This window comes from Acinetobacter sp. X9 (assembly GCF_054889255.1).
Window position 1 is genome coordinate 915,458 of record NZ_CM142679.1, and the last position, 25,635, is coordinate 941,092.

20 protein-coding genes and 1 pseudogene are annotated in these 25,635 nt (G+C 39.1%); 14 read left to right on the plus strand and 7 right to left on the minus strand.

What is annotated here, in order from left to right; all coding sequences use genetic code 11:
• The first annotated feature begins 98 nt into the window (after window positions 1-98).
• Together ACYU0V_RS04410 and epmA are read left to right on the plus strand one after the other, a co-directional pair.
• Complete coding sequence (locus ACYU0V_RS04410; RefSeq protein ID WP_461849201.1) at window positions 99-1,166, plus strand: 4-phosphoerythronate dehydrogenase; 1,068 nt, start codon at window positions 99-101, stop codon at window positions 1,164-1,166.
• Window positions 1,163-2,137, plus strand: coding sequence for an EF-P lysine aminoacylase EpmA (gene epmA / locus ACYU0V_RS04415; protein WP_461849203.1), 975 nt, complete (start codon window positions 1,163-1,165; stop codon window positions 2,135-2,137). Before ACYU0V_RS04410 ends, epmA begins: the two co-directional genes overlap by 4 nt.
• 58 nt (window positions 2,138-2,195) lie before the next feature.
• Here epmA and ACYU0V_RS04420 read toward each other — a convergent pair whose 3' ends face one another.
• Window positions 2,196-3,167, minus strand: coding sequence for a Tim44 domain-containing protein (locus tag ACYU0V_RS04420; RefSeq protein WP_416659301.1), 972 nt, complete (start codon window positions 3,165-3,167; stop codon window positions 2,196-2,198).
• Window positions 3,168-3,249: 82 nt separating this feature from the next.
• Window positions 3,250-4,638, minus strand: a complete 1,389-nt coding sequence (radA, locus tag ACYU0V_RS04425; protein ID WP_005073053.1) for a DNA repair protein RadA — start codon at window positions 4,636-4,638, stop codon at window positions 3,250-3,252.
• A 342-nt stretch (window positions 4,639-4,980) separates the two neighbouring features.
• Between radA and ACYU0V_RS04430 the strand changes: the two genes are divergently transcribed.
• The 7 genes and pseudogenes from ACYU0V_RS04430 to ACYU0V_RS04460 all read left to right on the plus strand — a co-directional run bounded on the left by ACYU0V_RS04430 (window position 4,981) and on the right by ACYU0V_RS04460 (window position 12,287).
• Window positions 4,981-6,474, plus strand: a complete 1,494-nt coding sequence (locus ACYU0V_RS04430; protein WP_049069154.1) for an alanine/glycine:cation symporter family protein — start codon at window positions 4,981-4,983, stop codon at window positions 6,472-6,474.
• A gap of 312 nt (window positions 6,475-6,786) precedes the next feature.
• A complete protein-coding gene (locus ACYU0V_RS04435) occupies window positions 6,787-8,193 on the plus strand; it encodes an amino acid permease (RefSeq protein ID WP_014207418.1) in 1,407 nt (468 codons plus the stop codon).
• 140 nt (window positions 8,194-8,333) lie between these two features.
• Window positions 8,334-8,555 (plus strand): LPS translocon maturation chaperone LptM, encoded by a 222-nt coding sequence (gene lptM / locus ACYU0V_RS04440; RefSeq protein WP_016140224.1) that lies wholly within the window; start codon window positions 8,334-8,336, stop codon window positions 8,553-8,555.
• A gap of 22 nt (window positions 8,556-8,577) precedes the next feature.
• Window positions 8,578-9,828, plus strand: a complete 1,251-nt coding sequence (gene lysA, locus ACYU0V_RS04445) for a diaminopimelate decarboxylase (protein ID WP_005067709.1) — start codon at window positions 8,578-8,580, stop codon at window positions 9,826-9,828.
• Between the two features lie 5 nt (window positions 9,829-9,833).
• Entirely contained in the window at window positions 9,834-10,679 is an 846-nt protein-coding gene (dapF, locus tag ACYU0V_RS04450) for a diaminopimelate epimerase (RefSeq protein WP_002118553.1), read from the plus strand.
• Window positions 10,680-10,758: 79 nt separating this feature from the next.
• Entirely contained in the window at window positions 10,759-11,682 is a 924-nt protein-coding gene (locus tag ACYU0V_RS04455) for an ADP-ribosylglycohydrolase family protein (protein WP_461849209.1), read from the plus strand.
• A gap of 1 nt (window position 11,683) precedes the next feature.
• Window positions 11,684-12,287, plus strand: a pseudogene (locus ACYU0V_RS04460) (alpha/beta fold hydrolase).
• Between the two features lie 45 nt (window positions 12,288-12,332).
• On the opposite strand, the gene ACYU0V_RS04465 reads toward ACYU0V_RS04460, so the two are convergent.
• The gene (locus tag ACYU0V_RS04465) at window positions 12,333-12,956 is read right to left on the minus strand and encodes a LysE family translocator (RefSeq protein ID WP_461849211.1); all 624 of its coding nucleotides are present in this window, start codon (window positions 12,954-12,956) and stop codon (window positions 12,333-12,335) included.
• Between the two features lie 165 nt (window positions 12,957-13,121).
• Here ACYU0V_RS04465 and xerA point away from each other — a divergent pair, with 165 nt between their 5' ends.
• The 4 genes from xerA (at window position 13,122) to gyrA (ending at window position 19,251) form a co-directional block, all read left to right on the plus strand.
• On the plus strand, window positions 13,122-14,009 hold the full coding sequence (xerA, locus tag ACYU0V_RS04470; protein WP_461849905.1) for a site-specific tyrosine recombinase/integron integrase: 888 nt from the start codon (window positions 13,122-13,124) through the stop codon (window positions 14,007-14,009).
• Window positions 14,010-14,470: 461 nt separating this feature from the next.
• Window positions 14,471-15,220, plus strand: a complete 750-nt coding sequence (locus tag ACYU0V_RS04475; protein WP_002118903.1) for an electron transfer flavoprotein subunit beta/FixA family protein — start codon at window positions 14,471-14,473, stop codon at window positions 15,218-15,220.
• A gap of 17 nt (window positions 15,221-15,237) precedes the next feature.
• Complete coding sequence (locus tag ACYU0V_RS04480; protein ID WP_002118921.1) at window positions 15,238-16,170, plus strand: electron transfer flavoprotein subunit alpha/FixB family protein; 933 nt, start codon at window positions 15,238-15,240, stop codon at window positions 16,168-16,170.
• 366 nt (window positions 16,171-16,536) lie between these two features.
• On the plus strand, window positions 16,537-19,251 hold the full coding sequence (gene gyrA, locus ACYU0V_RS04485) for a DNA gyrase subunit A (protein WP_017480538.1): 2,715 nt from the start codon (window positions 16,537-16,539) through the stop codon (window positions 19,249-19,251).
• A 44-nt stretch (window positions 19,252-19,295) separates the two neighbouring features.
• Here gyrA and ACYU0V_RS04490 read toward each other — a convergent pair whose 3' ends face one another.
• From ACYU0V_RS04490 to ACYU0V_RS04505, 4 genes are read right to left on the minus strand one after another with little or no spacing between them, the layout of a single operon-like run.
• Entirely contained in the window at window positions 19,296-20,393 is a 1,098-nt protein-coding gene (locus tag ACYU0V_RS04490) for an A1S_2622 family ABC transporter permease subunit (protein ID WP_461849214.1), read from the minus strand.
• Entirely contained in the window at window positions 20,390-21,520 is a 1,131-nt protein-coding gene (locus ACYU0V_RS04495) for an ABC transporter permease (RefSeq protein ID WP_461849216.1), read from the minus strand. Before ACYU0V_RS04495 ends, ACYU0V_RS04490 begins: the two co-directional genes overlap by 4 nt.
• A gap of 3 nt (window positions 21,521-21,523) precedes the next feature.
• The gene (locus ACYU0V_RS04500) at window positions 21,524-22,645 is read right to left on the minus strand and encodes an HlyD family secretion protein (protein ID WP_461849218.1); all 1,122 of its coding nucleotides are present in this window, start codon (window positions 22,643-22,645) and stop codon (window positions 21,524-21,526) included.
• 12 nt (window positions 22,646-22,657) lie between these two features.
• On the minus strand, window positions 22,658-24,145 hold the full coding sequence (locus ACYU0V_RS04505; protein ID WP_170249320.1) for a TolC family protein: 1,488 nt from the start codon (window positions 24,143-24,145) through the stop codon (window positions 22,658-22,660).
• 385 nt (window positions 24,146-24,530) lie between these two features.
• On the opposite strand from ACYU0V_RS04505, the gene serC reads away from it, so the two are divergent.
• Window positions 24,531-25,610 (plus strand): 3-phosphoserine/phosphohydroxythreonine transaminase, encoded by a 1,080-nt coding sequence (gene serC, locus ACYU0V_RS04510; protein WP_032007064.1) that lies wholly within the window; start codon window positions 24,531-24,533, stop codon window positions 25,608-25,610.
• Window positions 25,611-25,635: the final 25 nt, after the last annotated feature.

Consider the following 25,635-nt stretch of genomic DNA (forward strand, 5'->3'; position numbering starts at 1 on the left):
TGAGTCTTGAAACCCTGTACTAATTTAATAGCCTTAACATTGTACTTTGCCACAACTCAAAGGATAATAACGTTTTTATAAGCTATGGGTTGCAGACAATGAAAATCGTCGCAGATGAAAATTTGGCGTTTACCGATTACTTTTTTTCAGAGTTTGGCGATATTCAACACAAAGCAGGGCGTACTTTAACCCATGCAGATGTAAAAGATGCTCAAGCATTGTTAGTCCGTTCGGTTACTGCGGTTAACGCAGGTTTAATTGAAAACACAGCATTAAAATATGTGGGCAGTGCCACAATCGGGACCGATCATTTAGATATTGCGGCGTTAGAAAAACAAGGAATTACATGGGCAAATGCGGCTGGTTGTAATGCCCAAGCGGTTGCTGAATATGTCATTACTGCTTTACTTCATTTAGATGCAAACCTTTTAGAACAACAAGAAAAATTTACCCTAGGTATTGTTGGCCTTGGCAACGTCGGTAAGCGTTTGGTCTATATGGCTCAGTTACTTGGTTGGAATGTAATTGGCTTTGACCCATATGTGAAACTAGACACAATTGAAAATGTAAGCTTAGAAACTTTGTTGCAACAAGCCAACGCAATTTCAATTCATGTGCCGCTGACCAAAAACGGTGAACATCCTACATATCATTTGTTTGATGAAAAAGCTTTCGCAGCGCTTCAACCTGACACAATTTTAATTAATAGTGCACGTGGTCCAGTCGTGAAAGAAGCCGCTTTAATGGAAGACATTCAACGTACCCAGCGTAAAGTGGTGCTTGATGTATTTGAGCATGAACCAGTCATATCAGAAGAACTTATAGACATGTTGGCTTTAGCAACACCGCATATTGCTGGTTATAGCCTTGAAGGAAAAGCTCGCGGTACACAAATGATTTATGAAGCGTTTTGCCAAAAATTTGGATACGACATTAATAAGTGTTTTGAAACTCAGCTACCTGCATGCGAAGACTATTTTTCGGGACATGATTTAAAAGCTGTATTAAAGCAAAAACTATCTCAAATTTATGATATTGCTCAAGATGATGCCAATATTCGTGCCTGTATTAAAGACGGAAAAGTAGAGCAAAAAGCATTTGATTTATTACGTAAAAATTATCCGCTGCGTCGTGAATGGGCAGCACATGGGGGACCACAGGCATGAGTTTAAGTTATCAACCTACTTGTTCAATTGAGGCCTTAAAAGCACGTGCCAAGCTCTATAGCCAAATCCGTCAGTTTTTTGCGGAACGTGATGTTATGGAAGTCGAAACACCAATCGTTTCACAAGCAGGTGTCACCGATGTACATTTAGCTTCGGTTCAGGCTTTGCGTCATATTAATGGCAAATTGAAAACGCAATATTTACAGACTTCACCAGAGTTTGCCATGAAGCGTTTATTGGCGAGTGGTAGTGGGCCGATTTATCAAATTTGTAAAGTTTTTCGAGATGATGAGCACGGGCGTAAACACAATAGTGAATTTACCATGCTTGAATGGTATCGTCCGGGTCTGGACTTAAAAGCGTTGATGCATGAAACAGCAGACTTATTACAAACCTGTTTGCAGCATCGTTTTGGCGAAGTTCGTCCGTTTATTCTAAGTTATAAACATGCCTTTCAAGACCGTTTAGATATTAACCCTTTGCAGGCAACTTTGAAACAACTCAAAGATACGGCAAATCGTGTGGGGTTAAATCTCGACTTGGGCGATGATCGCCTAGCTTATATGGATTTGTTATTTTCTCATTTTGTTGAACCAAGTTTAGGTTTTGATGCTCCAGTTTTTTTAACTGACTTTCCACCAGAAATGGCCTCTTTGGCAAAAGTGAAAGTAGATGAAGATGGGGAAGAGGTCGCGGCGCGTTTCGAGGTTTATATTGAAGGCTTAGAGCTCGCTAATGCCTACGATGAATTGCTCGATGCAGATGTGTTACGTTCACGCTTTGAAGCAGATAATGCAGAGCGGGCTAAGCAGGGGCTTCATGTTATGCCTTTAGATGAACATCTATTAGCAGCGTTGCCTCATATGCCGGAATGCTCAGGTATCGCTTTAGGTGTAGACCGTTTACTCATGGTTGCAATGGATCAGGTCAAAATTGAAAAAGTAGTGACCTTTCCAGCAGAAATTGCTTAAACGCTGACAAATAAAAAAGCCACAATATTGTGGCTTTTTTATTTAGGATTTATTTAGCTTAAGCTTGTTGAATACCTGCAACAACCCAGTCTTGCTGAGAGCCAGCAGGTTTAACAAAGTGCCAGATTTCGGTAAACGGTTGTGGCAAGCTGTTTAGGTCTTCACTTACTGTACCAGTGAAACGTACGCTTACTACGTATTGACCATTTTCAGTCGCACTATCTACAACCATCGCATTCAAGTTACTAAATTCAGCAACGTCTTGATCTTGGTTTGCCATGATGTCGTTATACATAGAACTATAAAGTTCTGGTGTTAAGTAACGGCGAATTTCTTCAATGTTACTTGCAGTATTCATCGATTGGATGTGATTAAAACGTTGACGTGCAATACGTAAGAACGCAGCAGGTTCACTACCATCTGGAAGTTGATTGCCATTGCTCGTTGTAACACCGCCAAAAGGCGCTTGCGTTGCTGCACCGCCACCCACAGATTGACCAAAGATATTTGTATTATCGCCAGCATTGCGTGGAGTTGCTTGTGGTGCAGCAGAACGGCTAAATGGGTTTTGACCGCCATTATTTGGTGCGTAGGGATTATTAGCTGCTAATTTTTTTTTTGATCCCAATTTACGGAATACAAAGAAAGCTAGAGCTGCTGCAAGTAATACCCAAATCCAACTTGGAATACCACCTTTTTTCTCTTCTTGTGCTTGCGCCTGTGTTGCTTGTTGTTCAGTAGATGTGGGTTTGTCATCAGCTAAAGCATTTGCTGCAACAGCACCTACGGCAGCACCAGCCACACCAGCTGCAACCATTGAACCAACGCCTGGACCAGATTTCTGAGGCGCTGTAGTAGTTTGTTGAACTGGAGTCACTTGACGAGGTTGTTGATAAGACTGGCTTGAAGTGGTAGATCGTGCCATACCGTGGCTTTTACCACCACCTGCACGTTTAGCTTCAGCAAGAGGCGAAATTGCTAAAGCAGCCATTAAAATACCGGTAATCAAGCCACGCTGGTGTACTTCCATAGGAAATTCCTGTTTAAAGTTAATTTACAATAGTATTTATGCAGGTATTTACCTTAAATTTCAACCTTAAAAGTATGTTTTTTTATGTCAATTCATCGCTGAGTTGCATGGCTTCGGTCAAGGCTTCATGCAATCGAGCAACAGCAATGACTTGTACGCCCGGAATTGCCTTTTGAGGGGCGTTTCCTCTTGGTAAAATGACATATTTAAAGCCATGTTTTGCTGCTTCTTTTAAGCGCTCTTGACCATTAGGAACAGGACGAATTTCACCTGAGAGACCAACTTCACCAAAAACTGCAAGTTGTTGAGGTAATGCTTTAGTACGTAAACTTGAAGCACAGGCTAATAAGACAGCCAAATCAGAACCTGTTTCGGTAATTTTTAAGCCACCTACAATGTTGACGTATACATCTTGTCCAGTGGTTTGCACGCCGCCATGACGATGCATTACAGCAAGCAGCATGTTCAAACGGTTTTGTTCCAGACCAAGTGCAACACGGCGTGGTTGTCCTTGAGCATCATCAACTAAAGCTTGCACTTCGACCAAAAGAGGGCGAGTTCCTTCACGGCTAATCATGACAATTGAACCGGGAATCGCTTCATCATAACGACTTAAGAAAATGGCAGAAGGGTTAGCAACTTCACGTAAGCCTTTATCAGTCATGCCAAATACGCCAAGCTCATTGACGGCGCCAAAACGGTTTTTAACAGCACGAATCATGCGATAGCGAGAGTCTGATTGACCTTCAAAGTAAAGTACGCAGTCCACCATATGCTCTAAAACACGCGGACCTGCCAGTGCACCTTCTTTGGTCACATGGCCAACAATGAATAGCGCTGTGCCACTATTTTTTGCATAACGGGTTAATAAAGCAGCAGATTCACGAATTTGTGAAACACCACCCGGAGCTGACTGGAGGGTTTCTGTATAAAGTGTTTGAATCGAATCTAGAATAGCGACTACAGGTTTTTCTTGTTCTAAAACCTCACAAATGCGTTCTACACAGGTTTCAGCCATGACTTTTAATTGGTCAGTTGGCAGGTCAAGACGTTGCGCACGAAGCGCTACCTGAGATAAAGATTCTTCACCCGTAATATAAAGTGCAGAGCTTTTTGCGCTTGCCATATGGGTCGCAGTTTGCAAAAGAATGGTTGATTTACCAATACCGGGGTCACCACCAATCAGCACCACAGAACCGGTCACCAAACCGCCGCCAAGCACTCGGTCAAATTCGCTAATACCTGTAGGTAAACGGGTTTCATGCGAAACTGAAACTTTATTTAGCGTTGTAATGTTAGCAACTTGACCCGCATAGCCCCCAATTTTAGGGCGTGCCCGGTGAGCAGTAGTTGGCTCAAGTTTAACTTCAGTCAGAGAATTCCATTCACCACACTCTGAGCACTGACCAGCCCATTTAAGATGATCGGCACCACATTGCTCGCAACGGTAAACAGTTTTGACTTTGCTCATAAAAAATTGAAATTTTGCTCGATATTATATAAATATAGTTCTTAGGAAGTTCTTCATTCTTATTTCCAAAAATTTTCATAAAAGATAATGAGGAGTTTGAAGGGAGCTTCTAAGGAACTAATAAGGGAAAGACACCAAAAATAACACGATATAGGATTTTTACAAGTCAGATAGAGTTTGTTTTCAGTGGATATAAAAAATCTAAGCTATCCCCAAGGAAGGTGTTTTTACTGAGGTATGTATCTAACTGTTTATTATTGATATGGCATAGATATTGCTGAAGTGAAAAACGAACAAAATAATATGAGTATTGTATTTTAAAAATACAAAAGGTTGATATCTATGAGTGCAGCAGAAATTGTTGATTGGATAAATAGCATAATCTGGAGTAAAGGACTTATTTACCTGTGCTTAGGCGCGGGTTTATTTTTTTCTATTTTGACAAGGTTTGTTCAAGTACGTCAAATGAAGGAAATGGCCAGACTATTAATAAAAGGTACTTCTTCTGAACAAGGGATTTCATCTTTTCAGGCTTTAGCCGTTTCATTATCAGGTCGAGTTGGGGTCGGTAATATTGCAGGGGTGGCGGCAGCAATTGGTTTTGGTGGACCAGGTGCTGTCTTTTGGATGTGGTTGGTTGCATTTTTAGGAGCGAGCACGGCATATGTAGAATCAACTTTAGGTCAAATCTATAAAGTTGAGTATCAAGGACAATATCGCGGTGGCCCAGCATTTTATTTTGATAGAGGTTTAGGTCAGCGTTGGTTAGGGGTTTTATTTGCAATTTCAGCAATTGTAGCCTGTGGTTTGTTTTTACCAGGCATTCAAGCAAATGCGGTAGGTAAGGCATTTACCCAGATTACAGGCGAAGGGGCAATTATTTTTGGTGATATTGGTTTATTTAAACTTGTAGCACTTGTAGTGATTGTGGGTTTACTCGCCATCATTATTTTTGGTGGAATTAAACGGATTGCACGCTTTGCTGAATTCGTTGTTCCTTTTATGGCAGCTGGTTATATTCTAATGGCTGTTGTGATTGTTATTGCGAATATTCATGAATTACCTGGAGTAATCAAATTAATTTTTGAAGATGCTTTTTCTCCTATGGCGGGTCTTGGTGCAGCGATCGGTTGGGGGGTAAAACGTGGTGTTTATTCAAATGAGGCGGGGCAAGGAACAGGGCCACACGCAGCTGCCGCAGCGGAAGTTCAACATCCGGCTCAACAAGGTTTTGTGCAGGCATTCTCGATTTATGTCGATACATTATTCGTCTGCTCTGCAACAGCATTCATGATTTTAATTACAGGTATGTATAACGTACAAGGTACATTAGAAGCAGGCCAATTTATTGTACAGAATGTTGGGGCTACTGTTGAAATTGGCTCTCCTGCATTTACTCAAATGGCAGTAAGTACAATGTTTGGTAATTTTGGCCAAATTTTTGTTGCCTTAGCTGTGTTCTTCTTTGCCTTCACAACGATTGTTGCGTATTACTATATTGCTGAAACTAACATTACTTATCTAAGTTATATTACAAAATCTCCATCATTATTGTTTGTGACGAAGTGCTTTATTATTCTATCTGTGTCTTATGGAGTATTAAGTGCAACTGGCTATATATGGGGAATTGGTGATATCGGTGTGGGCTTAATGGCGTGGATTAATATCGTTGGTATTATCGTGACATATTTTGTATGGAAGCCAACGATTAAAGCGCTGAAAGATTATGAAGCACAGCAAAAAGCTGGAGTAAAAGAGTACACATTTGACCCTGTGAAATTAGGAATTAAAAATGCGACATTCTGGGAAGAAAAACTGAAGAATAAGCAAAAGTAAATTTTCAAAATATAAATTTATTTCCTGATCCTTAATCGAAAAGACTACCTTACAGGTAGTCTTTTTATATATGCGGAAGTTAAACAAGTACGGCAAAAGTTGACTTGAGAGTCCGTTGTATTGCAAAAGGCTTGTGCGTATTATCGGATTTAATTGTATGTAGCTTGGAATCATCAGCAATACAGACAAATTGGTTAGCTGAAAAGTTGTCAAAAAATATACATTTAAAAGATACCTGCAAATGGTGCGATATCGTCTTTTTGATTTGAATTTAGCTAACGGACTAAAAAATTACTGGAGTGTATTTATAAAATGTCGAATCAAAATCTGAGCGAGCCTCATGAACAAGGTGAGCTCCATCGAAGCCTCTCCAATCGGCATTTACAACTAATCGCGATTGGTGGTGCAATTGGTACCGGATTATTTATGGGATCAGGCAAAACAATTAGCCTTGCTGGTCCATCAATCTTATTCATTTATTTGATTATTGGTGTGATGGTGTTTTTTGTCATGCGTGCGCTTGGCGAATTACTTCTTTCAAACCTTGCCTATAAATCATTTATTGACTTCACAACAGACTTAATCGGTCCATGGGCAGGTTATTTTGTAGGGTGGACATACTGGTTATGTTGGATCACGATTGGTATCGCTGACCTTTCTGCAATTATCTACTACTTACAATTCTTCAATAATGGTCTACCTTTCTCGCCTGTCGAAGGGGCAATGATCAGTGTTGCCGCGATTGTATTTATTATGGGTTTAAACCTGTTAACAGTTCGCTTGTTTGGTGAGTTAGAGTTCTGGTTTGCGCTCATTAAGATTCTTGCGATTATTATTTTAATCGCTGTGGGTCTATGGATGATCTTTACAGGCTTTACCTCAAGTACAGGTGAAGTTGCATCATTTACTCATCTTTGGGCTAACGGTGGCTTTTTCCCAACAGGTGTACATGGTTTCTTGGCAGGCTTCCAAATCGCAATTTTTGCCTTCGTTGGTGTAGAACTTGTGGGAACAACGGCTGCGGAAACGAAAGACCCAGCACGTAACTTACCAAAAGCAATTAACTCAATTCCAATCCGTATCATTATTTTCTATGTATTGGCATTGTTGATCGTAATGTCTGTAACACCTTGGAATAAAATTGATCCTGCGATCAGTCCATTTGTAAACTTGTTTAGCCAAGCTGGTGTTGCAGCAGCAGCGATCTTGATGAACTTGGTGGTATTGTCATCAGTGATGTCATCAATGAACAGTGGTGTGTTTTCAACAAGCCGTATGTTGTTTGGTCTATCTCGTGAAGATCAGGGACCAAAAGCTTTTGGTAAATTGAACAGACGTGCGGTACCGGCAAATGCATTGTATTTCTCTGCTGCGTGTTTATTGTTAGGTGCGGCATTACAGTATTTTGTTCCAAATACAGTTGAGGCATTTACGCTTGCAACAACACTTTCAACGATTCTGTTCATTTGCGTGTGGCTACTCATTATCTGGAGTTATATCCGTTACTACACTACGCGTCCTGAGCTGCATGCAAAATCAACGTTTAAATTACCGGGCGGCTTATTTACATGTTGGATCACGATTATTTTCTTTATTGGCATGATTTATGTGCTGTCTTTAGAACCAGATACGTTCAAAGCGCTTAAAGTCAGCCCAATTTGGTTTGTTATCTTGATCATTGGTTATTTCTTCTTCTATAAACCACGTCATAAAAAGTAATTAAATTTATTTGCTTATGATCAAACGCTGGCTGAAAAGCTGGCGTTTTTTATGCATATTGTTTTTCTCTTTAAGTTTACTCTTTAGCCGCTTGCATGATCACGGTATACTGCATCGAATTGTTTAAATCAGGTGCTCAGATGCGTCGTGTCATTTGCCTCATCAGTTTATTGAGCAGCAGTATTTTGCTTAGCGCTTGTGGTCAGTCAGGAGCATTACAGCTACCTTCTGATCCGAATTATGACAAACGTGCGAAATACTTGCTCTATCGTAATAAAGAACAGAAACAAGTTGTGCAACAGGATGAACAAGCTGAACAGTCAGTTGAAGCATCAGCCCCAACCCAAACAACTTCACCTTAAGCTTTGAAATAAGGACACATTCATGAGTTTCACTCGCATTAATGGAGTATTGCACGCAGAGCAATGTTCTATGGAGCAGCTTGCGCAGCAATTTGGCACACCTTTGTATGTTTATTCAAAAGCAGCTTTTGAAAAACATTACTTAGATATGGACCGTGCTTTTGATTTTATTGATCATCAAATCTGTTTTGCGGTGAAATCTAACTCAAATATAGCTGTTCTTAATGTGTTGGCAAAACTTGGTGCTGGTTTTGATATTGTGTCAGGTGGTGAACTTGCACGCGTTTTAAAAGCGGGTGGAGATGCATCTAAAGTTGTTTTTTCTGGGTTAGGTAAAACTGAAGCCGATATCGAAACATCGTTAAATGTAGGCATTGCTTGCTTTAACGTAGAGTCTTATGCAGAACTAGACCGTCTTCAAAAAGTTGCAGCTCGTCTAGGCAAAAAAGCGCCAATTTCTTTACGTGTAAATCCAGACGTAGATGCAAAAACTCATCCTTATATTTCAACAGGCTTAAAAGAAAATAAATTTGGTATTCCAAGTGATACCGTTTATGAAACTTATCAATATGCTGCATCTTTACCAAACCTTGAAATCATAGGCATTGACTGTCACATCGGTTCGCAATTAACCGAGACTAAACCATTCGTTGATGCTTTAGATCGTGTCATGTTGATGATCGAAGAACTAAAAAAACTTGGTATTACTCTTAAACACATCGATATCGGTGGTGGTTTAGGTGTTTGTTATAAAGATGAAACGCCGCCAAGTGTTGAAGAATATGCCAACTCAATGAAACCTGCTTTAGAAAAGTTAGGTCTCAAGGTTTATATGGAACCGGGTCGTAGCATTAGTGCAAATGCAGGTGTGCTTTTAACCAAAGTTGATTTGCTCAAGCCAACGAGCCACCGTAACTTTGCCATTATTGATGCAGCAATGAATGATTTAATTCGCCCTGCTTTATATGAAGCGTGGATGGATATCCAACCTGTAGTGCCAAGTTCAGATACTGAAGAAAAAACTTGGGATCTTGTGGGTGCAATCTGTGAGACGGGTGATTTCATTGGTAAAGATCGTTCATTGGCTTTAAAAGAAAATGACTTGTTAGCTGTTCTTGGCGCTGGCGCTTATGGTTTTGTAATGAGTTCAAATTACAATACACGTGGCCGTGCTGCAGAAGTGATGGTATCAGGCGATAAAGCCCATTTGATTCGTGAGCGTGAAACGGTTGAATCCCTTTGGGAAAATGAACGCTTGTTGCCTGAGGAGTAAATGAAATGTTGTTAGAATTTACTAAAATGCATGGCCTAGGCAATGACTTTATGGTGGTTGATCTAATCAGCCAACGTGCTTATTTAGATACAGAAACAATTCAACGCTTAGCCGATCGTCATTTTGGCATCGGTTTTGATCAGCTTTTAATTGTTGAACCACCAGATTTACCGGAAGCAGATTTTAAATATCGTATTTTTAATGCTGATGGTTCTGAAGTTGAACAATGCGGTAACGGTGTACGCTGTTTTGCTCGCTTTGTACATGAGCGTCATTTAACAACCAAAACGAGTATTACTGTCCAAACCAAAGCAGGTATTGTAAAACCTGAGTTGGGACAAAATGGCTGGGTTCGCGTCAATATGGGCTACCCGAAGTTCTTGCCGAATGAAATTCCATTCATTGCAGAACAACCTGAAGCTTTATATACACTTGAGTTAGCTAACGACCAGAACATTAATATTGATGTGGTTAATATGGGCAATCCTCACGCTGTCACTATTGTTCCAGATGTATTAACTGCAGATGTTGCTGGCATTGGCCCACAAGTCGAGTCACATAAACGGTTCCCTGAACGTGTTAATGCTGGCTTTATGCAAGTAATTGATGAAAAACATGTGCGCTTACGTGTATTTGAACGTGGTGTAGGTGAAACACTAGCATGTGGTACAGGAGCATGTGCTGCTGCAGTAAGTGGTATGCGCCGTGGCTTACTTGCGAATTCAGTTGAAGTTGAACTTGCTGGTGGTAAGTTACAAATTGAATGGCAAGAAGGCGATGTGGTCTGGATGACTGGTCCAACAACTCATGTATATGATGGGCGTTTGGATTTACGTTATTTTCAAGGCTAAGTAAGATTTGTCTCAGGGGAAAGATCTTAAAATAAGGTCTTTCCCCTTTATTTTTACAAGAATAAATATTGAGAGAAAAATGCAAAATAAAATTAGAGGAGCAATTTATGGTCTGCTGATTGGTGATGCAGTCGGTGTACCATATGAATTTCATTCAGCTTTGCAGCTTCCACTTTACTCACATATTGATATGATTCCACCTAAAGATTTTAGGCGAACTTATCCAGATATTCCAATTGGAACATGGTCAGATGATGGAGCTCAGGCTCTATGCTTATTGGCATCACTATTACATTGTCAAAAACTCGATAGCATCGATTTTGCTAACCGTCTTCGCAATTGGTACCGTTATGGTTATATGGCGGTTGATTATCAAGTGTTTGATATTGGAGTGCAAACTGCTCAGGCGTTACAACGTTATGAAGCTGGGGTGTCTGTAGAAGAGATGGCTAATACAGATGAACATTCGAATGGTAATGGAGCGTTGATGCGCACATTACCTTTGGCATTATGGTATAGGGGATCTGATCAGCAATTAGTTGAGTTAGCCTATCAGCAGTCTCATTTGACCCATGCTCATCTTCGATCAAAAATTTGCTGTGCTTTATATTGCTTATGGGCAAAGTATTTATTGAAAGGACAATCAGTTAATGATGCTTGGAAATCTAGTATTTCCATATTGATGCAACTTTATAAAAATAGTTTTAATGAACAACAAGAACTCAATCATATTATTGATTCAACACATGAGAAAAAAATATCGGGCAGCGGTTACGTAGTGGATTGTTTACATTCAGCTCGTTTCGCTCTGCAACAAGATAATTATGAAGATGTCATTAAAACAGCTATTGCCTTAGGACAAGATACCGATACAACCGCATGTGTTGCAGGAGGATTGGCAGGAATTGTGTTTGGATATGAAGGGATACCACAAATATGGTTACAGCAGTTAAGAGGGAAAGAAATACTAAAACCATTATTAACCCAATTAGAAGAAGTATGATATGAATTTAATTTTCTTACCCGGCGCATCAGGCAGTACGACATTTTGGCATCCCTTAATTGAAAAATTACCTCAGCAGTATCGTACAAAAATTATTGGTTACCCCGGTTTTGGCGATACACCAGAATCCCTTGAAGTGAAGAGTTTTGAAGACCTAACAAATTATGTGGTCGATCAAATTAATGAAGAATCTATAATTGTTGCTCAATCAATGGGGGGGGATTTTTGCCGTTGCCGCAGCGTTGCAAAAACCTCAACTGGTGAAAGGGCTGGTTTTGATTGCAACTTCTGGTGGAATTAACCTTAAGCGATTTAATGTGCAAGACTGGCGTGAAGCATATCGCCAAGCATTTTTAAAATATCCAGATTGGTTTATTACGACGAATGCCAACTATGAAGAGTTTCTGTCAGACATAAATGTCGAAATCTTATTAATCTGGGGTGATCAAGATCCAGTAAGCCCAGTTGAAGTGGGAACATACTTAAATCAGATATTTAAAAATTCAAGGCTGCATATTGTTAAAGGTGGAGATCATCAGTTGGCAGAAAAACATGCTGATGAAGTGGCCACACAAATTAAAGATTATTTAAAAAAGATGAAGTAAGTTTTTAAAAACGGAAGCGTGCTGTGTTAGCACGCTTTTTAAAATTTATCTTTTACTCAAAGCTAATTTCAAAGCAAACAACACAAAAATACTGCCAGTAATTCGGTCCATATATTTCACAAATTTAGGCTGTTTTAAATAACGTGACAGTGGTTGCATAGCCAAAATTAATAAAGTTGACCATAACATTCCAATGAGGACATGAATCATTACCAGTCCCATCACCCAAGTAACTGCCGATGCTTGTGGTGGAATAAACTGTGGAAGAAATGAAATATAAAAAATACCAACTTTGGGATTAAGTAAATTACCCAAAAAGCCTTTAATAAACCAATTTTGTGAAGGAGAGGTATTTGAACTATTCTCTTGAATATCTGCAAGTTGGCTACGTGGTTTTAAAATCATATTTAAACCTAACCATGCTAGATAAGCTGCTCCCATCCATTTTAGAATATTAAAAGCGAGATCAGATGCCATGAGCAAAGCACCTAGACCACAGGCAACCATAATTCCCCATACAATACAGCCAAGGCTAATGCCGACCGCTGCTTGAAACGCTTTCGATTTACCTTCAAGTGTTGCTGTACGAATAATTAAAGTCGTATCTAAACCCGGGGTCAGTGTAAGTAAGGTAATCGCAATTAAATAAGGAATGAGTATGGTGGTCATGGCGGCATGGTCCAATGAATACTTGGTTTAAATTGTAATATATAAATTAGATCAGCATTAGATTGTGCGGTATCAAATTTTCATGATCACATAGTTTTTGGTACACTCAAAAAAATGAGCAAATAAATGGAGAGCAATTTGGATTTTGCATTACAGCTGCTCTCAATGTGGTTAAAAGAAAGAAAAATACAGAATCAATCTGAGCATACAATTACGGCTTATGAAAGAGATGTTAAAAGCTTTCTTGAATTCTGCGAGCACAAACAACTAGATTTGAGAAATATTGAAGCTTCAGATTTAAGAGAGTACCTAGCGCAGCGTGTCGAACAGGACCAGTTAAGTTCAAGTAGTATGCAACGCCATCTCACTTCAATTCGCCAGTTTATGAAGTGGGCTGAACAAGGCAAATATCTAGAAATTAATCCTACTGACGATTTTAAGTTAAAACGCCAACCTAGACCTTTACCAGGCATGATCGACATAGAAACGGTTAATCAAATTTTGGATCAACCTATGCCAGAAAAACCGGTTGATCAGCAATTGTGGTTAAGAGATAAAGCGATGCTCGAGTTACTTTACTCAAGTGGTTTACGTTTGGCTGAATTGCAGGGTTTAACAGTTAAGGATGTAGATTTTAATCGCCAACTTGTTCGTATTACAGGTAAAGGAAATAAAACACGTATAGTACCATTTGGGAAAAAAGCAAAAGAAAGCCTATTGAACTGGTTGAAAGTTTATACAATTTGGAAAGGATATTTTGATCAAAATGATTTTGTTTTTATTTCCTTACGAGGAGGGGCGCTCACTCCAAGGCAAATTGAAAAACGAGTGAAGCTTCAGGCACAAAGAGCAGGTGTAAATGTTGATTTACACCCACATTTACTCAGACATTGTTTTGCTAGCCATATGCTATCGAGTAGCGGTGACTTGCGTTCAGTACAAGAAATGCTAGGCCATAGTAATTTATCTACAACACAAATTTATACCCATATTGATTTCGATCATTTGGCTCAAGTGTATGATCAAGCTCATCCAAGGGCACATAAAAGCTAAAAGTTAAAAAATAGACTCAATCAAAGATAATTAAATTGAGATGTTTTAGGTGAATGTAGAGATCATTTGTATTTTTTTACAAATTTGTTTAAGAGAAATAAGGGAAACTACCCAATTGACAATTTTGATCTTTGAGTATTTTGTGGACGACTGGGTCTAAAAAACCTTGAATTGAAGGCTTTAAAAAGTAATCTTATGTTTCTAGCTAATATGCTAAATAAGATAAAAAGATAATAAAAATCAATATATAAAATAGAGTTTAAAAAGAATAAAATAGATCCTCATAGCAGTTTAAAATTTTTTTATGAACTGAGCATTTCATCTTTTTTATAGCAGTAGCGGAAATTGTGACTTGACCGAAATGCCAAACACATTGCAAGATAGGGTACCTAAAAAATTTTAATTGAAGAGTTAATATACTTTTCTCAACATTTACTTTTGCTAGAACAGCCGAGGATTACATGAAGGCTCTTGTTGCTGTAAAACGCGTGGTTGATGCCAACGTTAAAGTTCGTGTTAAGCCGGACAATAGTGGGGTTGACCTTACCAACGTAAAAATGTCAATTAACCCATTTTGTGAAATCGCAGTGGAAGAAGCGGTTCGCTTAAAAGAAAAAGGAACAGTATCAGAAATCGTTGTTGTTTCTGTAGGTCCTAAAGAAGCTCAAGAACAAATCCGTTCTGCAATGGCTCTAGGCGCAGACCGTGGTATTTTGGTTGAAACTACTGATGAAATTGGCGCTTTAGAAGTTGCTAAAATTTTAAAAGGTGTTGTTGAAGCTGAAAAACCAGAACTTATCCTTCTTGGTAAACAAGCAATTGATGATGACTCTAACCAAGTAGGTCAAATGCTTGGTGCATTATTAGGTGCTGGTCAAGGTACATTCGCTTCTGAAGTGAAAGTTGATGGCGGTAAAGTACAAGTGACTCGTGAAGTTGACGGTGGTTTACAAACTGTTGAACTTACACTTCCTGCAATCATCACGACTGATTTGCGTTTGAACGAGCCACGTTATGCAGCATTGCCTAACATCATGAAAGCTCGTAAGAAGCCACTTGATACAAAATCTCCTGCGGATTATGGCGTTACAGCTGGTACTAAGCTTAAAACTGTTAAAGTTGAAGCTCCAGCAGAACGTAAAGCTGGCGTACAAGTGAAATCTGTAGATGAGCTTGTTGAAAAATTGAAAAATGAAGCGAAAGTGATCTAATACGGAAGGATAAAATCATGAGTATTTTAGTTATCGCTGACCACAACAACCAAGTACTTAACGGTGCTACTTTAAACGTTGTTGCTGCAGCACAAAAAATCGGTGGTGATATTACTGTATTAGTTGCTGGTTCTGGTGCTCAAGCAGTTGCTGATGCTGCTGCTAAAGTTGCTGGTGTAAGCAAAGTTTTACTTGCTGACAACGCTGCTTATGCAAACCAATTAGCTGAAAACGTAGCTGGCTTAGTTGCTGACTTGGCTAAAGGTTACAAATACGTTTTAGCTGCTTCTACAACGACTGGTAAGAACATTCTTCCACGTGTTGCTGCTCTTCTTGATGTAAGCATGATCACAGATATTATTTCTGTTGAATCTGCGAACACATTCAAGCGTCCTATCTACGCTGGTAACGCGATTGCAACTGTTCAATCTGACGAAGCAATCATTGTTGGTACCGTTCGTGGTACAGCATTTGATCCAGTTGCTGCAGAAGGCGGTTCAGCTGCTGTTGAAACAGTTGGCGAAGTAAAAGATGCGGGTATTTCTCACTTCGTATCTGAAGAAATCGTTAAGCTTGATCGTCCAGAATTAACTGCAGCTCGCATCGTAGTTTCTGGTGGTCGTGGTGTAGGTTCTGGTGAGAACTACCATAAAGTACTTGATCCATTAGCTGACAAGCTCGGTGCAGCACAAGGTGCTTCACGTGCAGCAGTTGATGCGGGCTTTGTACCTAACGATTTCCAAGTTGGTCAAACTGGTAAAATCGTTGCGCCTGAGCTTTATGTTGCTGTAGGTATTTCTGGTGCGATCCAGCATTTAGCTGGTATGAAAGATTCTAAAGTTATTGTTGCAATCAACAAAGACGAAGAAGCGCCAATCAACAGTGTTGCTGACTACTGGTTAGTTGGTGATTTGAACACTGTAGTACCAGAATTGGTATCTAAACTTTAATCTTTACTGATTAAAGCTAAAAAACCCTTAGTTTTTACTAGGGGTTTTTTTATTATGGATAGTGTCCTGAAATGTATAACTGAGACTTTTATTTTATTTGAGGTTTGATTTTTATAGAATAAAAATCACATAGTTTTATTAAGAATAGAACATGCTCGTTATAGCGATATGATAAGAATAATATGCAATTAAATTATACAAATATCACCAGATTAGCAGTGTAGATTCCGCACATTACAAAGTGCTTTTATGCTATAGTATACAGCTATATTTTTTTCGATTTTAGTTCAGTTTCCGGAACTAAATTTTTTGCAAGATCAAGACATATAAGCAGATGGAAATTTCTATCTGTAAGAAGGAGTATGCATGAGCGTATCGGAAATCCGACCGATTGCCATTGAGGACGAACTCAAGCATTCATATTTAGATTACGCGATGAGTGTAATCGTATCTCGTGCATTGCCGGATGTGAGAGACGGTCTGAAACCTGTTCACCGTCGTGTGCTTTATGCCATGCACGAATTGGGCAATGACTATAACAAAGCCTACAAGAAATCTGCGCGTGTTGTTGGGGACGTAATCGGTAAATATCACCCTCATGGTGACTCAGCTGTTTATGAAACCATTGTACGTATGGCTCAGGACTTTAGCTTACGTTATTTATTGGTAGATGGTCAGGGTAACTTCGGTTCGATTGATGGTGATAGCGCAGCTGCGATGCGTTATACCGAAGTCCGTATGACCAAGCTTGCACACGAGCTTCTTGCAGATCTAGAAAAAGACACGGTTGACTGGGAAGATAACTACGACGGATCTGAGCGTATTCCAGAAGTACTTCCGACACGTGTTCCTAACTTGTTAATTAATGGCGCTGCTGGTATTGCCGTAGGTATGGCAACCAACATGGCACCGCATAACATGACAGAAGTTGTGAATGCGTGCTTAGCCTATGCTGACAATCCGAACATCTCGATTGAAGGATTGATGGAATACATTACGGGTCCTGACTTCCCTACAGGCGGTATTATTTACGGTAAATCAGGTATTGTTGATGCCTACCGTACAGGTAAAGGCCGCTTACATATTCGTGGTAAGTACCATTTCGAAGAAGATGAAAAGACAGGCCGTACAACCATCGTCTTTACTGAAATTCCATATCAAGTAAACAAAGCAAGAGTTATTGAACGTATTGCCGAGTTAGTGAAAGAGAAAAAACTTGAAGGTATTTCAGAACTTCGTGATGAGTCTGACAAAGAAGGTATGCGTATTGCAATTGACTTAAAGCGTGGTGAAAACGCTGAAGTCGTTGTAAATAACTTATTCTTAAATACTCAACTTGAAAACTCATTCAGCATCAACATGGTTTGTCTAGACAATGGACAACCAAAATTGATGAATCTGAAAGATATTATTGCGGCATTTATCCGTCACCGCCAAGAAGTTGTGACACGCCGTACCATGTTCGAACTGCGTAAAGCACGTGAACGTGGTCATATCTTAGAAGGCTTAACCGTTGCTTTAGCCAATATCGATGAAATTATCGAGACGATTAAAACTTCTGCTAACCCTGCTGAAGCGCGTGAGCGTTTACTTGCAGGTGAGTGGGCAGGTGGTGGTGTCGTTTCATTACTTGAAAAAGCTGGCGCAATTTCTGTTCGTCCAGATGAAATCGAAGGTGAAGATCCAAATCGTCCATTTGGTCTAACCGATTCAATTTACCGTTTATCACCAACACAAGTAGGCGCAATTTTAGAATTACGTTTACATCGTTTAACTGGTCTTGAACAAGACAAATTACATGCAGAATATACTGAGATCTTAGGTCAAATCGCTGAACTTACTGCGATTTTGAATGATTTCAATTTATTGATGGCTGTAATTCGCGAAGAGTTGGCACTAGTACTACAACAGTATGGTGATGGACGTCGCACTGAAATTATTGAATCACGTATTGATTTTAGCCGTGAAGATTTAATTCCTGAAGAGCAAGTTGTATTAACGGTTTCACAAACAGGTTATGCAAAAACTCAACCACTTTCAGATTATCAGGCTCAGCGCCGTGGTGGACGTGGTAAGTCTGCAACTTCAATGAAAGATGATGACTTTATTCAACATCTCATTGTAGCTTCAAACCATGCGACTGTGCTGTGCTTTACCAACGTAGGTAAAGTATATCGCCTTCGTGTGTTTGAAGTGCCTCAAGCATCACGTGGTGCAAAAGGCCGTCCGATTGTGAACTTGTTACCTTTAGATGCGAATGAAACAGTAACAGCTATCTTGCCTTTGACTGAGTTCCCAGAAAACCATTACGTATTTATGGCGACAGCATCAGGTACGGTTAAACGTGTTGATTTAGAGCAATTCGCTAACATCCGTTCAAATGGTTTACGCGCAATTGAGCTCAATGAAGAAGATACCTTAATTGGTGTTGCGATTACTGATGGTAATCAGCAAATCATGTTGTTCTCGAACGAAGGTAAGGCAATCCGTTTTGCTGAGACTGACGTACGCTCAATGGGTCGTACTGCGAAAGGTGTTCGTGGTATGCGCGTGAGCTTTGCAAGCAGCACTTTAAGTGAAGAAGATGCAGATGTTGAAAATGATGAATCAGATGACAATGACGATTCAGCAGATTCAAATTTAGTAAGCCGTATCGTATCGCTTGTAGTTGTACCTGAAACAGGTGAAGTACTGTGTGCAAGTGCCAATGGTTACGGTAAGCGTACTCCAGTAAATGACTTCCCGACCAAGAAGCGTGGCGGTAAGGGTGTAATTGCGATTAAGACAAGCGAACGTAACGGTGAGCTTGTTGGTGCAGTGTCTATTGACGAAACCAAAGAATTGTTACTTATTTCTGATGGCGGTACATTAGTTCGTACCCGTGCAGCAGAAGTTGCAATGACTGGTCGTAATGCACAAGGTGTACGTCTAATTCGCTTAAGCGAAGAAGAAACTCTAGTAGGCGTTGTTTCTATTGAGGCTGTCGAAGATGAAGAAGAGTTTCTCGAAGGCGAAGTAGATACTACTGAAACTGATAGCGAAGAAGCTGTATCAAATAATGAAGATGCTTCTGAAGACTAAGTAAAACTTAAATAAAAAAGGAAGCATAAGCTTCCTTTTTTATTTTATGAAGAAGATTTTTTAACAAGCCGATAATAAGATAAACCCACCAATATTAATCCAAGGGTTCCAAGAAAAATCAGTTTTGGTACAACCGTGGCTAATGGAACACCCATCTGATTAAGTTGCACAAACATTTGTACCGCATGTGTTGAGGGTAAACACCACGCAAACCATTGTAGCCATTCAGGCATTGCTTGATGAGGCCAAGCAGCTCCAGTTAGTAAGAATAAAGGTACTGAGCTAAACACAATAATATGTCCGGCACGTTCCGGCATATCCAAAAGTGAACCGATCAACATGCCGAGTCCAATCACACAACTAATAAAAATTGGAACAGCAACTAGTAAACCAGTGAAGTTTCCACCATGTGGGTAGTCATTGAACCACAAGGTAAAACCGAAAAGATAAAAACATCCTAAACAGCCAATGGTAAATATACTTGCGAAGATTCCAGCAAAACGAACAGCTGTAATTTTTTCATGTTGCTCCCGATAGCTAGCTATTAACATTGCCAAACCTAGCACAATCGTTTGATGAATAATCAAAGATGCAACAGCTGGAAAAATATAACTTCCATATCCTGAAAGAGGGTTAAATAACGGCACTTGATGAATAGAAAGCGCTGGCTGGAAATGTGTGCGCTGTCCAAATTTTTCAATATATTCTTTTAATGTAGCTTCTATTGAGGTTGCTAGACCTAAACCAATTTCTTTAGTTTTTAAAAAGTTGGCTGTGCTTAAGTATAAGCCAATTCCACCTGTTTCTCCTCTGCGTAAGCTTTGGGTTAAGTTATTTGGTAAAAGTAAAATACCATCGGCTTTTTGCTCACGTACCATTTGTTCAGCTTGTAAAAAATTGCTGGTAACGGTAACGATATGAACATGGGGGCTATTTGCACTCTGGCCGATTAATTGAGAAGTTAAGAGGCTTTGTTCTTCATCAACAATCACAATAGGAATAGATTCTGCTCGTTCAGCTTTATAGGCGGTAGGATAAAAAAAGCTATAAAGAAGGACCGATAAAATTAGCGTTGTGAAAACTGAGCTATTACTTACAATGTCTTTAAATGTTTGCCCATAAGCCTTAAAGAATTCATTCATTGTGTTGCCCCTCGAACTAATTTTTTAAGCAATAGACAACTTAAAAAGAAGTAAATCAGGCAATAACCCATAAGTATTAAAAAAGGGATCATTGAAATGAAAACTGGACTGCCGATCACCCATTGCTCGGTTTGAAGCTTGGCATAAGGGGTATAGGGAATAATAAGTGACCAAAACTTGGTAAAAATAGGGGCATTATTCAAAGGCAGAGTAACGCCTGCGAAACTTAAAGAAGAGCCGCCATATACCGCAATAAAGCCAAAAGTTTTGCTTAAATTTTTGGTTGCTAAAATAACTGTGCTGCTAATCAAAGCGTAGGCAAAATAAAGTAGGAACTGTGCGCATAGCAATAAACTAAGAGAACCCGCTACAAACCAGCCACGGATTTCGACTAGCCAAAACATCCATAACCATGTCCATAAACAAAATATAAGGCTATAAAGCAAATTTTTAGCCAATAAGCCTTGTATAAAACTTTCTCGGTTTACCCAGGCTGTTAATGTGCCACGTTTAAGTTCTTGTCCAATAGCAAAGGCAACACAGCAACATAACAATAAGTGCAATACAGCAGGAACCATGAAAGGTTCTAAATAAAACTCATAGCTCATGCTTGGGTTATAAAGCGTTGAGATTTTGACATGAGCGGTGGGAACATCTAAATAGGGAATACTATTTGCAAGATAACTTTGACCAGCATAGTCTGCTAAAGCATTGAGGGTACTGACCAACATTGCGGAGGAAATCGTGTTCCCGACACTAAAAAAAGACTGGTTAAATGCAATGCTGATTTGAGCATCTTGTGCTTTCACGAAGCGTTTTTCAGCACCGTCTGGAATGAAAACATAACCCCATATTTTGGTTTCATTGAGTAGTTGTTCAGCCTCCGCAGAGCTTACCGTAATTGTTTTAATGTCTACTGTATGATTCAACGAAAGATACTTTTCAATATTACGGCTGAGTTCACTTTGGTCCTGATCAATAATTGCGATCGGTAAATGTTCAGCTTTACCTGCGTAAAACATGCTGCTAAATATAAAAATGATAAAAGCAGGGATAAGTGTCACCATACACAAATCCCATTTATTGCTTTTTAGATAGTTTAGTTCCCGTAATATACTGGCAAACATGCTTTATTTTTCTTCTTTAATTTTAAATAGAACACTCATGCCAACCTTTAAATCTTTGACAGGACTTTCAGGCACCAGATGTAATTTGAAGCTACGAATATCATAGCCTCCAGTTTGGCGAGTCGTTTTAATGGTGGCGAATTCACCTTCAGCATCAATATTCTTAATTTTAAAATTCACCTTCTGATTAAGAGCAGGTATGAATCCTTCAAGGGTTTTATTTTTATAAACGGATGCATATTGATTTTCACCGACGTTTAAACTTACCCATAAATCATCATCTTCTAAAATGCTAACAACAGGCACGCCCATAGCGACTAATTCGGAAGGTTTACCATAAGTTTTTGAAACTGTGCCTGAAATAGGTGAGAGTAAACGTGTCTCTTCCTCTAAAGCTTTTGCTTCAGCTACTGCAGCTTTTGCAATTTCAACCTGTGCATCTGCTGTAGATTTTTGTTGGCTGGTACTGCCACGTTTTGCACGGGCATATTGCTGATAAGAGGCTTCACTTAATTCTTGAGCAGAAGTTTGTGCAGCAAGCATTTCATCTCTTCTTTGACGTGAAATGACGCCTTGTCTATATAAATTCTCGCCACGTTGGTAAGTAGTTTTGGCAAGGTTTGCTTGTGCTTTCGTACTTTGCCAGTTGGCATAAAGAGTATCGATATTTTCTTGTTGAGAACCTCGATCTATCGTAGATTGAAATGCTAAAGCCGATTGTAAGGTAGCCAAAGCTTGTTGCTTTTTAGCTTCTATTTCAGGGCTAACCAAACGAACAAGGGGCTGGCCTTTGGAAATTTTCTGGCCTTCTTGTACATAAATTTCTTCAATACGACTTGGAACTTTTGTACTTACGTGAATAGTTTCAGCTTCAACTCGGCCTTGAAGTTCAATAGGTTTCGGCTGATAGCTTTTCCACAAACCAAAAATAATTAAACCTAATAGGGCAATAATAATTACACCAATAATCAGTTTAATTTTAGAGTTTTTAGGTGGTTTTGAATCATCTTTATTTGTGTTTGATTCTTGATGGTCACTAACTTGATCATCTTTTTGAACTTGGGTGGTTTCTGCCGTATCCGCAACAGGAGAATCTTGTTCTGAATGAGCTGAGTCTTGATTCATTTTATACTCCCATTAACGAATATAGTCGGTATGTGGTTGATTGACATAAGCTTTAAACTGGTCCATAGAACCATGGCTTTGTAATAGCGTTGCGAGTGACATGACATATTTATAAGCATTTAAAGCCATTTCAGTTTTTAACGCACTTAATGCATTTTGAGCATCAATCACTTGGGTTGCTGTACCCATTCCTTCGCGGAAAGAAAGTTCTTGGATACGTAGGTTTTCTTGAGCAGCATTTACGTTTCTTTGTAAAAGCTGATGACTTTGTTGAGCAGAGTTGAGTTCGTTATATGATTTATTCAAAAGAGCTTCAATCTCTTGTTTAGTTCGTTCAGTCATGAGTTCAGAAGCGTAGCGCTTTAATTCAGCGGCATGAATATTCTTATTTTTATCTACCCCAGAAAATAGGTTGTATTTTGCCATTACACCGACAATCCAGTTTTCATTTTCATCAAGCGCATATTCACCAAATGCAAATAGACTTGGTTTTTTTGCTGCTTGTTGAGCTTGAATATTTACGTTAGCCAGTTGAGTATCCATCTGCATCTTTTGTACAAGGCTAGACTTTTGTGAATAACTGGTTAAAAGTGATTCTAGAGACTGGCTGGGAGTGTTGTTTACAAATAATGGTGTACTTAAATCGACATTATTTTGTTGATGTAAAAGATTATTAAGGCTAAAGCGGCTGGCGTTTAAGTTAGCTTGAGCATTTTGTAAAGTACGTTCTGCATTATTACGAGCGACTTCAAACTGCATGCGTTGCCCTTTACTAATAAATCCTTGTTGTTCGAGCTTTAGGGCATTGCTGTAATGTTTTTGCATCGCATTAAAGTTAAATAAGCTACTTGCGACCAGCTGCTGCTGTAATTGCACATTAAAATAACTTTGTACTACTTCAAATCGCTGTATATCTTGCTGTTGTTGGCTTGAAAGTTCAGAACGCTGTGCTTGTATATTTGCTATTTTTTTAGCACTGCTGGTTAAGCCGCCTGTATAGAGTGGCATTACGACTGAAATAGAAGGGCGTACCACCTGATCTTCGATAGTCAGGTTTGCGTAATCAGGAAAGCGATTTATACCATCATGTATGGTTTGGTTTGCACCTTCTTGAACTTGACCCAGCACATCTGATGGAATGACATTGTTCCACTGTGAAAGTTTATCATTTAGCCCTTGGCTTAAATCATTCTCAAGTTTTTGTTTAAAAGAACCGAGGGGAACATCTGTTTCACTATGAAAAGCGTAGGCTCTGACATTCAAATCAACTCTAGGTAATCCGAGGCCCTTTACTGCTTCAGCTTCTAATTGAGATGCTTGCTGTAATGCTTGGTTGGCTTGAGTACTATATGAACTTTTCAAAGCTTGTTGTTCTGCTTCAGCATAACTCAAGCTTCCAGCGTATAAATGATTAGTGAAAAAAAAGCCTAAAGCCAAAGCAAGATGTTTTGGTTTAAATGAAAAGGGAAAAATAGACTGTCTATATCGATGTGTTGGCATTTTAAATAACAATTTTTGGCATCCCTTATAGTTTAAATTTCTTGTTATTAAATTCAATTATCGTCTTGTTTATTATACATTTGTATAAAAACATGGTGGTTTTTAGCTCCTTTAATTATTGAATTTACTAAGCCAATATTTTTGTAATAGCTATCAAGGTATGTGAAATTATAATCACAAGTCAAGTTGATCTTTTTGCTTAAAAATTTTTTTAAATGAGGAAGCAGATTATTAAAACTAAAGAAATAACGACAACAATAATTGAAAAAATAAAGCTAAATACAGTACAGCATTGAAATATTTACTTGAGAAGCTGCTGCAAGCTTAAGCAATCTGTGGTTAAATGCCATTTTTATTGTGTTTGACTTTATACAAGGGAAAAATCATGCGCGCGTACAATTTCTGTGCTGGTCCTGCTGCATTACCTACTGCCGTTTTAGAAAAAGCTCAACAAGAATTGTTGGATTGGCAGGGTAAAGGTCTATCCATCATGGAAATGAGTCACCGTAGTGCTGACTATGTTGCTGTGGCTGAAAAAGCTGAAGCAGATTTACGCAAGTTAATGAACATTCCAGAAAACTATAAAGTACTGTTTTTACAAGGCGGTGCGTCATTACAATTTTCGGCTATTCCTTTAAACCTTTTAGGTAAGAACAGTAAAGCCGATTATATTCACACCGGCATCTGGTCTGAAAAAGCGTTAAAAGAAGCAAAACGTTATGGCGATATTAATGTTGTAGAAGCTGGCATTAAAGTAGATGGCAAGTTCGCAATTTCTGAACAAAGCGAATGGAATCTATCTGATGATGCAGCATATGTACATTATGCGGATAATGAAACGATTGGCGGCTTACAGTTCGCGGGAATTCCTGATGTAAAAGCTCCACTTGTTTGTGACTATTCATCAAGTATTTTATCTGCTCCATTAGATGTGACCAAGTTTGGTTTAATCTATGCTGGCGCACAAAAAAATATTGGTCCTGCTGGTTTAACAATTGTCATTATTCGTGATGACTTACTTGATCAAGCTAAACCAGAAATTCCAAGTATTTTAAAATATGGTGACCAAGCCAAAAATGGTTCTATGGTAAATACGCCATCGACTTACGCTTGGTACTTGTCTGGTTTGGTATTTGAGTGGTTGCTAGAGCAGGGTGGGGTAGAGGCGATCCATAAAGTGAACCTTGAAAAAGCTCAGTTGTTATATGGTTATATCGACTCAAGCGATTTCTACAATAACCCGATCGCAATTCCAAACCGTTCAATTATGAATGTACCGTTTACCTTGGCAGATGAAGCTTTGGAAAAGCAATTCTTAAAAGAAGCGGAAGCTAATCACTTGTTGAATTTAGCTGGACACCGTTCTGTAGGTGGTATGCGTGCAAGTATTTATAATGCCGTACCATTAGAAGGCGTACAGGCTTTAATCAAATTTATGGATGATTTTGCAAAGCGCAATGGTTAAGCAAATCAAATAAATAAAGCCCTCA